The sequence below is a fragment of the Aeromonas sp. R10-2 genome (assembly GCF_040908445.1).
Lineage (GTDB): Bacteria > Pseudomonadota > Gammaproteobacteria > Enterobacterales > Aeromonadaceae > Aeromonas > Aeromonas veronii.
Genome location: NZ_JBFODS010000060.1, coordinates 1 through 9,041, shown reverse-complemented (window position 1 = coordinate 9,041; position 9,041 = coordinate 1). Strand labels below are relative to the sequence as shown.

Annotated in this window: 6 protein-coding genes and 3 pseudogenes; 5 read left to right on the top strand and 4 right to left on the bottom strand. The window is 53.1% G+C overall.

Annotation, left to right across the window (positions count from 1 at the left end):
* Positions 1-1,014 (top strand): J domain-containing protein (locus AB5Y97_RS12465; RefSeq protein ID WP_368158081.1); only part of this gene is annotated, 1,014 nt, incomplete at its 5' end.
* Between the two features lie 219 nt (positions 1,015-1,233).
* Here the strand turns inward: AB5Y97_RS12465 and AB5Y97_RS12460 are convergent.
* Positions 1,234-2,115: a DMT family transporter gene (locus tag AB5Y97_RS12460; RefSeq protein ID WP_368158079.1), complete on the bottom strand. Its 882-nt coding sequence runs from the start codon at positions 2,113-2,115 to the stop codon at positions 1,234-1,236.
* 269 nt (positions 2,116-2,384) lie between these two features.
* Here AB5Y97_RS12460 and AB5Y97_RS12455 point away from each other — a divergent pair, with 269 nt between their 5' ends.
* Positions 2,385-3,602 (top strand): site-specific integrase, encoded by a 1,218-nt coding sequence (locus AB5Y97_RS12455; protein WP_077098358.1) that lies wholly within the window; start codon positions 2,385-2,387, stop codon positions 3,600-3,602.
* A 202-nt stretch (positions 3,603-3,804) separates the two neighbouring features.
* Positions 3,805-4,551, top strand: a pseudogene (locus AB5Y97_RS12450) (IS630-like element ISAhy2 family transposase); the annotation flags it as partial.
* Between the two features lie 164 nt (positions 4,552-4,715).
* On the opposite strand, the gene AB5Y97_RS12445 reads toward AB5Y97_RS12450, so the two are convergent.
* Positions 4,716-5,987: a GGDEF domain-containing protein gene (locus AB5Y97_RS12445; protein ID WP_234677037.1), complete on the bottom strand. Its 1,272-nt coding sequence runs from the start codon at positions 5,985-5,987 to the stop codon at positions 4,716-4,718.
* A gap of 242 nt (positions 5,988-6,229) precedes the next feature.
* Between AB5Y97_RS12445 and AB5Y97_RS12440 the strand changes: the two genes are divergently transcribed.
* Positions 6,230-6,532 (top strand): hypothetical protein, encoded by a 303-nt coding sequence (locus tag AB5Y97_RS12440; protein ID WP_103252461.1) that lies wholly within the window; start codon positions 6,230-6,232, stop codon positions 6,530-6,532.
* Positions 6,495-6,779: pseudogene (locus AB5Y97_RS12435) on the top strand (transposase); the annotation flags it as partial. The gene AB5Y97_RS12440 and the pseudogene AB5Y97_RS12435, both read left to right, overlap by 38 nt.
* A 309-nt stretch (positions 6,780-7,088) precedes the next feature.
* Here AB5Y97_RS12435 and AB5Y97_RS12430 read toward each other — a convergent pair.
* Both AB5Y97_RS12430 and AB5Y97_RS12425 read right to left on the bottom strand, forming a co-directional pair.
* Entirely contained in the window at positions 7,089-8,531 is a 1,443-nt protein-coding gene (locus AB5Y97_RS12430; RefSeq protein WP_201976394.1) for a hypothetical protein, read from the bottom strand.
* Between the two features lie 75 nt (positions 8,532-8,606).
* Positions 8,607-9,041 (bottom strand): annotated as a pseudogene (locus AB5Y97_RS12425) (IS30-like element ISAs2 family transposase); the annotation flags it as partial.

Below are 9,041 nucleotides of genomic sequence, written 5' to 3'. Positions count from 1 at the left end.
CTGGAGCGTGAGCAGTGTGGGCTGATTTTTCAGCTTTGCCAGCGGCTGGCCGGTTTCACCGCCCGCAAAAGTTTTACCCAGTGGCAGCGCGAGATTCTCCATGGCTGGATTGATGAATTGATGGGGTATCTTGAATCCAACCCGTTTCGCGGGGAGCTGGATCTGGAGTCACTCTATATGGCGGTGCAAGCGGGCAGCGTCAGCCAGCTCGATGATGATCAGCTCGAGGCGAGCTGTGATTTTATCACTGACATGCTGCAAGAGGCGTTTGGCGAGAGCCCCGATGATATCGAGCTGCTGCGTGAGATGGTCAGAAATCCCGAGAAGTTGCGTGACTATATGCAAGCCCAGGCCCAAAAACAGGGCGGTGATAAGCATGAGTGGGACGATGACGCGCCGGACTGTGGCGATGACCCCTTTGCCAATGACGAGGCTTTCGCACGTTGGCAGGATCATCATGACATGGCCGATCCGGATGAGGTCGCCAGAGTTGAGCAACTGCTCGATAGCTCAAGCCTTAAACAGCTCTATCGCAAGTTGGCGATGACGCTGCACCCAGATCGGGAGCAAGACCCGGTCAAACGCGAAGAGAAGACCCGACTGATGGGCGAGCTCAGCCATGCGTGGGAAACGCGGGATATGTTTACTCTGCTGCACCTGGCGCACAACCATCTGCCCGAGGCAGACAAGCTGCTGAGTGAAGAGAATCTGGCGGCCATCAATCCGGCACTCTGGCAGAAAAAACGTGAGCTCGAGCTCTGCTTCTACCGTGGCCCGGAGGGAGTGCAAGGGGCGATCTTGCACAAGTTTAAACAGCGCTCGAAGAAGCAGACCGATCTCGCGTTCGAGGAGCACCAGCACTATCTGCAGCGCGATATCAAGCAGTTGCACGCACAGCTGGCGACCATCACCACCCTGGCAACCCTCAAACCCTATCTGGCCGAGCGCTGGGACGCGCGTCAGCACGCCATCTGGGATGAAGAGCCGGACTTTGATGAGATCTTTTTTCGTTAAATCCGTTCAGCCGGATGTGTGCCACTGGCGACCGAATACAAACGCAAGAGCAACTTTATCAAGCTAGTGAATCTCTATTTCGCCTCCCGCCTCTGAGTTTCTCTCATTACAGATGTGCCTCTGTCAGCGCCAAGGGATGGATAGCCAGCAATAAAAACGGGTCTGCAGTCGCAGGCCCGTTTGTCTTTGTATGTAGTCAGTGGTACCCGCTATCGCTACTCAGGTGGTGGGCTTTAGCTTGGCACTGCGCAGCAGCAGGGGTAGTTGGTAGAGCACCAGGGCGCCGAGCACCAGTCCGGCACCGGCCAGTTTGGCGCCGCCGAGGGGTTCGCTATAGAAGAGGGTGCTCAGGATCAGGGTCCAGACCGGTTCCAGCAGCATCATCAGGGCTGCGTGAGCGGTAGTCATCTTGCTCAGGGCGTGGGTGAGCAGCCAGTAGCGCAGGGTGGTGGCGATCAAGACGCTCGCCGCAAACCAGCCCCAGATGCCGTGGCTGACTCCAGCCTCGGGCCACTGCTCGGTCAGCAGGGAGAGCAGGGTGCCGAGCAGACCGGTCATCGCCAGCTGGATGCAGGTGAGCCAGGTGGGGGCGATGGATTGGGCAAAGTGGCGATGGACGGCAAGCTGGATGCCGAGAGTGGTGGCCGCCGCCAGAAACCAGAACAGCGAGAGCGACACGCCCCAGTGGGTGCTGCTGGAGAGCAGCTGCAAACCGGCGATAGCGATGGGCAGAGTGAGCCAGTAGTGGCGGCCGGGTTTGGCCAGAAAGGCTGCCCATGCAGCCAGCGGGGCCATCAGGGTGGCGACGCTCATGATAAAGGCGCCGCTGCCGAGCGCATCGCTCTGGCTGATGGCGGTGACCCACAGCAACAGGCTGGCGCCAAGCAGGGTGCCACAACCGGCAGCTCGCACCATCTGGGCTCGGCTCGGCGATGGCTCGCGCAGCCAGGCCAAGGGGAGCAAAAGCAGGGCGGCCAGCAGGAAGCGGCTGCCGATAAAGGCGGCGGGCGGCAGTTCGCGGATCGCCTCTTTCGAGAAGAGCCAGCCGGCGGCGGCCAGCAGGGTGACCAGTACCATCAGCAGCAGGGGCGTGCGGTTCATAGCGCTTGTAGTGGGGAAGTGGGAAGGGGAGCATAAAGAAAGGCGCCGGGTATTGCTACCCGGCGCCTTTCATCTTTGCCCTGTTCCGCTTGCGCGGCATCAGGCCAGCAATCAGTTCATGCCGTATTATCACACTATCTGTCTAATGCTGTTTGATGTCGCCCCCAAGTGTAGTCTATCTATCTGATTTTTATCTTTAAAATTACCTTTCTTGTCTAAAGCCATCTTAGGATATATAAGACAAGTGTGGGTTCAAATGTGGGTTCAAAATGGCAATCTCAGATTCAAAACTCAAAGCAATGCTGCGTGGTCACGATGATGATACACCCAGAAAGGTTGCAGACAGAGATGGGCTATCTGTTCTGTGGAGGAATAGCGGAAAAGTCAGCTTTGTGTACCGCTATCGAATTTTAGGCAAGGCAAAAAATCTGACTCTGGGATCCTATACCGGCCAAGAGGGGGGGCTGTCGCTTTCCGAGGCAAGGAAAAAGGCGGCGCAATGTCGAGCTTGGTTGGAAGAGGGCAATGATCCCGCCTTGATGACTAGGATCGGGAAAGATGAAAGGCTTAAGCCTGTCACGGTTAAAGATGCACTCGAGTATTGGCTCTGCCATCACGCCGATAAGAAAAGGTCGAACAGTGAGAAGCATCGCCAGCAATTTGCTAAGTGGGTCTATCCCCGTATCGGAGATCTTCCTTTGTCAGATTGTGATACTCGTCACTGGTTGAGCGTCTTTGACGAATACTCGAAGGTAGCACCTGTGGCTAGTGGGTATTGTTTCCAAAACTGTAAGCATGCTCTGAAGTTTTGCCGTGTCAGACAGTTTGCAGTGAGTAATGCATTGGATGACTTGACCGTCGCTGATGTTGGGCAAAAAGCAAGTAAGCGAGATAGGGTTCTGACGCTAGAAGAACTGCGAACACTATGGGATTGGGCTGAGAAGCTAGGTCCATATTGCTACTACGGAAATTTGGCCAAGATTCTATTGTCGTTCGGTGCAAGAACTCAAGAAGCTCGGCTATCAGCACCCGAAGAATGGAATCTAGCCGAAGGTACATGGACAGTACCTGCGTCTAACTCAAAAACAGGTAATAAAATCGTGAGACCAATACCTGATTTTATTCGGCCGACGATAGACGCCTTGCTGAAAGCCGCCGCCGCACAGTCATCCCCATACTTGCTAGGGGAACTCAAGCGACCAGAAGCGGTAAGTCAGTGGGGAAGGGGGATTTGGAAGCGGCTCGGGCATAGCGCCCCTTGGACATGGCACGATCTGCGAAGGAGCTTGGCGACCCGCCTAAACGAGGCTGGGATTGCCCCTCATGTCGTGGAACAAATTTTAGGCCATGCTCTACCTGGTGTAATGGCTCACTATGTTCATACGGTTCGGTTACCGGAACAAAAAATGGCGCTGGAGTTGTGGGGAGGGATTTTAAACCCATCAGAACAACCGCCAGACAATATTGTGCATCTACAAGTGGGGTAGGGGAGCACAGCACTTTCTTCAGTGATTTGTAGACTGTGCCTATGGAGGGTACACCGGGTTTACCCTCCATGTATTTTTACCCAGCCTGTACAGCTAAATAGCTGTTCCGAATAGTAGATCACCGGAGGAAGGGAACTCAGTCCAGTTTGTGCGATCTGATTAGTCGCTAAACAAAACAAGCCACACCCAAAGGACTGAGTTGATGCCTATCCTACCACCTCTGCCACGACCACAACGGCGCCGCATTCACAAAATCATCCATGCCACCCGTGATAAAGGACATGCTCGTCGCTTGATGGCCATCTTGCTGTTACATGAAGGACGCACGATCACCGATGTTCATCACCTTACCGGCGCTGCGCGCTCGACCATCGGTCGTTGGCTTCGGTGGTATCGAGATGAAGGCATAGATGCGCTAGAAGCCTTACCGGCTGGCCGTGCCCCAGTCTTACCTATCGCCAAGATTGTCACCTTACTGGTGCTGCTCATGCAGTTTTCTCCGCAAGATTTTGGTTATCAGCGCAGCCGTTGGTGTACTGAACTATTGGCTATAAAAATCAATCGGTTAACAGGGCTCAATGTGGCAGCCTCCACGCTCCGCCGATGGTTACCTCGTATGGGCATTGTCTGGCGCAGGCCCGTGCCGACCTTGCGGATAAAAGACCCAGCCTATCAGGAAAAAATGGCGAATATCGACGCCGCGCTGGCCCGCTGTGATGCCGATAATCCGGTGTTTTATGAGGATGAAGTCGATATAGACCTCAATCCCAAATTAGGAGCCGACTGGATGTTCAGAGCGCAGCAAAAGCGGGTTGTCACACCGGGGCAGAATGCCAAGCATTATCTGGCAGGCGTTCTCCACGCAGGCAACGGAAGGGTACTTTACGTCAGCGGGATCAAGAAAAACTCATCGCTGTTTATTGCCATGCTGGAAAAGCTGCGCCACCACCAGGGCCAAGGCGCCCAGGTGTTGTGACATGGAGATACTCCTCGATAGATGAATAAAGGGGCCAAGCCCCGGCTGGGGCGCATCATAACGGCTGGCGGGCCTGTGCTCCAGCCGCAATCACCTTCGCGAAGGCAAGGCTCTCGGTCGGTTGGCAGGCCTGCGCCCTAGCCCACCTCGACCCGGTTGCGACCCCGCTTCTTGGCCTGATAAAGCGCCTCGTCGGCCCGCTTGAGGGCCAGCTCCAGGGCGTCCCCGCTCCGCTCCGCCACCCCGAAGGAGGCGGTGATCCTGAGCCCGAGGGGCCAGCCCCGGTGCACCTCGAGCGCTCCCCTAAGCCGCTCGGCCAGGGCGGTGGCCCGTCCCTCGTCGTAATGGAGGCAGACCAGCACGAACTCCTCTCCCCCCCAGCGCACCAGGCGGCACAGGCTGTCACAATGGCGCAGCAACTCGCTCACCATGTGCTTGAGCACCTCGTCCCCCATGGGATGGCCGTGGGTGTCGTTGACCCCCTTGAAGTGATCGATGTCGATATAGATGAAGGAGAGCGGCATCTCCCCCAGTTCGCTCAAGAGCTTTTCGCCCCCGAGCCGGTTGAGGGCTCCGGTCAGGGGATCGTAACGGGCCTCTTCCTCGGTACGGCGGTTCTGCTCGCACAGGCTTTGGCTGAGTGCCTCCGCCGCCAGCCGCGCCTCACGGGCCTTGCGCAGTCGGTCCCCCATCCACAGGTACTGGAATATCCCGTATATCAGCCAGCCCAGCAGCAGCTGGCGGTAGAAGTCCCCCGGCTTGCCCCAGCGGCCATAGAACTCCAGCTTATCCAGGGTCAATCGGTAGTCCCCGGGTTGCATCTTGTCGTCGGTGGCAAGCTCGATGGCATAGACATGGTGCAGGTCCGGTCCCTGCTGCGCCAGCGGGATCCGGTACTGCTGCACCCACCAGGAGCTGGGGGCGAACACCTTGAGGGGGACGTCCTGGATGCGGCCGTAATCATCGGGGCGAAAGAGCACCTCGTTGAACTTGTGGGAAGTCTCGTCCCCGACTGTCGAGTAGGCGGGATCATAATTGCGCAGATAGAGGCGCCAGCTCTGCGGCGCCTCCCCTTCCACCCGCAACTTGACCCGCACGCCATCGAAATGGGAGAGATCCATGCCCCGCTCGGGGGCAGACAGGGTCAGGATCAGCTCACAGAAGGGTGAGGCGTAGCCCGCACGCAGCCTGCAGTCGATGGCCGGTTTGTCGCCGGCGGCGAGCAGCGTCGTAACCGAATGGCCCCCATGGGAGCGATCATCCTGGGCCCTAGCGGCTATGCCGGCCTGGCTCAGGATATCCAGCCGCCGTTCGGGTCCGAACTCGAACGCCAGGATGGCCAGCAGGCTGCCGAGCAGCAGGCTCCAGAACAACAGATTGGTCATGCGGGAATAGGATGGGGTCATCATGATCACTCCTGGAAAAGAGCCTTTACTCTACACCTTGTGATTCCGCACCGTGCTGATCCAGATCCAAGGTTATTACACGCGCCCCCTCGGGCGCCGGGCATTGGTCGGCTCAGTCAGCGCACAGGGCGTCGCTTGCCATCTGCCGGGCTGAATCCTGTCGGCATTGCACCACAATAGGCGGACGCCAGCTCCTGGGGAAACGGGTTCCCGATGTCATCATTCCTTTCACCACTGAGCACTCCATGCCATGGAAAAATAAAGAAAAATCATCGCAGAGTCCCAGTCTACACAAGCAAGCGATACCGCAACACCCCCTATTCCTCTTCCCGCAGCGCCCGGTAGAGGGCAGGGCGGGAGCATACTTTGATTTTGAATGTTTTTTACTCAAAAATGGCGCGCTATATTTCATAACTCAGCAGAAAAAATCATTTTTCTCCGAGATTTTTAACGTCGTACGCCTGATGGACGAAAAACAAACGAAGTATGCTCCCGCCCTGGCGCCACCACTACCGACGAGCCAAAACCATCACGTTGATCCTCGATAACTACATCATTCACAAAAGCAAACAGACCGAGCGATGGTTGAAGAAGAATCCCAAGTTCTGCCTGGTGTTCCAGCCAGTTTACAGCCCTTGGGTTAATCACATAGAACGGCTATGGCACAAGTTACATGAAACCATCACGCGCAATCATCAATGCAGAGGGATGGCAAACCTGCTGGCCCGAGTGAAACACTTCATGGATACCGTGTCTCCTTTCCCGGGGAATGGCTATGGCACAGCGAAGGTGTAGCACTATTGGGATCAGTTATTTAGTGCCATCTTGTTGTCTGCTCCGTTATGCTACGCAGCCACCTGATGAGCACAAAGCTGATGCGGCGCCTTCCCTGGCCATTAGCCTTGCCTGTCAGGTGGTCTGCTGCCGGTGATCCTGATAGACCCTTTGCCACTTGGCATACTCGCCCTTATCGCCTCTGGCATGTCAGAAAGCACAGATTCGAGCAATACTTCGCTCAAGCCATGAAAGTATAACGCAAAAAGTTGCGAATTTTGTTTTTTTAGCTGGCGTGAGTAATCCACGGCTCAATTTTGTGGATTTATCTTAATCCTTAGGCTGTTGCGAAAATTTATATTTAGATCTATTCCTTACTGGCTTGTGTTGCGATCCCTTGCCAAAAGAACGTGCTTTTTTACCATTTGAACGGGTTGTGTCTACATGGGCTAAAATATCCTGCCTAAATAGAGCCTCTAACTCTTCATATAAAGCATGGCAACTATTGTCACCATCCATTAAATTAAACTCATACCTATCTCCAGGATAAGCAAAAACATCCCCTTTACCGTCCTTTATGATAGTGCTTTTCCAGAGTTGCCCCATCGTCTCTCTTATGTCAAGTTTATGCTCCCAGCCTCGACCTAAAAACAAAAAAACATGCATGTAGTATCCTCTGATAGAGCAATAGTCCAACTTCCAAATATATCCATCCACATGCCTAAATAATGGGTTTCTCGAGCAGTTTATAAAGAGCTTGCGCCGCCCATCGACTAACTCTTCTAGCTTGTATTTGAAGCCTTCGGTTTGGGAAGACATTTTCAATGGATCTTTATCCAAGTCTTTTTTTTCAGACGGTGTAGCTACATTACTAGACTCGATATGGATGTCATCATCTTCAGCATACATATTCTCTATCTCTGGTTTGAAACCCAAACTAAATCTGACCACATAATGAGCTTTTCCTTCCTCTTTTTCTTTTACGTAGCCAAAGATGGATTTAATATTTTGCTCAACATTAAACACTCTCACCCTTACACTTTCTTTATAGCTGTTCGAGTCAAAGACAACGTTAAGAAAGCTTACCAACCCACCAATAACATCATCTGAGTAATATTCATTGAAATCAATATCACCATCAATTGACAGTCTATGAAACTTTATAGCTTTAATAAAGTATGGCACTGCAGGATGCACATTGAAACGCCTCCCAAAGTCTTCATCTGAAATAAATGCATTAATATTTGACAAAATTAGCTTTCTAAGTATCTTTCTAATCTCTTTCTTCTGTGCCGCACTATACACAGGCAATAAATCCTTTTGACTTACCATTCTATCTTTTATTAATTCGAATGCCTTGCTAACACTCTGCTCATCTTCCAAATTACTTATTTCAAAAATCCGCCGACCAATCATAGGTAAATGGTAGTAACTGTATTTTCGAATAGTCCCAATATATCTAAGCAACATAAAAATTCGTTCAAAGAAATCAGCGTCACCCGAAACAATCCGACTTCTTTTCAGGTAATGGCGCCGATTCACCCCAAAAGATTTTATAAAATGAAGTCTATAGTCATCAATTTCAGATGTTTTGAGCATAAGACCTCTACTTATCGTAGCTGCAATATGGGCATAAGTTCTATTTCTTTGAGCTGCTTTCAGTAGGGAATCGCTATACTCATAAATTGAAAACTTTTTAATTATTTCTTCTGTTTCTCCCTTATCTACCTTCCTCCTTTCTTCTTTTGCTATCACATCAATTTCGTCAGTCATGAGTATTCTCCTTTTACGTCACTAGCTATGATGATGAATTACTTCGCGAATTCAACTTCGAAGTGCGACACTCGCCTATGCCGCCTGACGGTACTCTTCGAATACCTTGACAGGCTGCCTGAATCCGAGACATTTCCGAGGTCGTAGGTTGAGCCACTGCTCCGCTCTCCTGACATCCTCGTCCGTGACCTCTCTCAGGTCTGTTCCCTTTGGGATAAACTGCCTCAACAGCCCATTGCTGTTCTCGTTCAGACCGCGCTCCCACGAAGAGTAAGGGTGCGCAAAGTAAGTCTCGGCACCCAGCGCTTCCTCTATCGCCTTGTGTTCGGCAAACTCGCCGCCGTTGTCAAAGGTGATGGTATGCACCTGCTCGATGTAGGGCGTTAACATCTCGATTATCGCATCCCGCACCACCCCAGCCTGTTTGCTCGCGACCCGCTTGACCAGATAGAGCCGGCTCTTGCGCTCCACCAGGGTGACCAGTGCACCTGTGCCTTGCTTGCCCAGCAC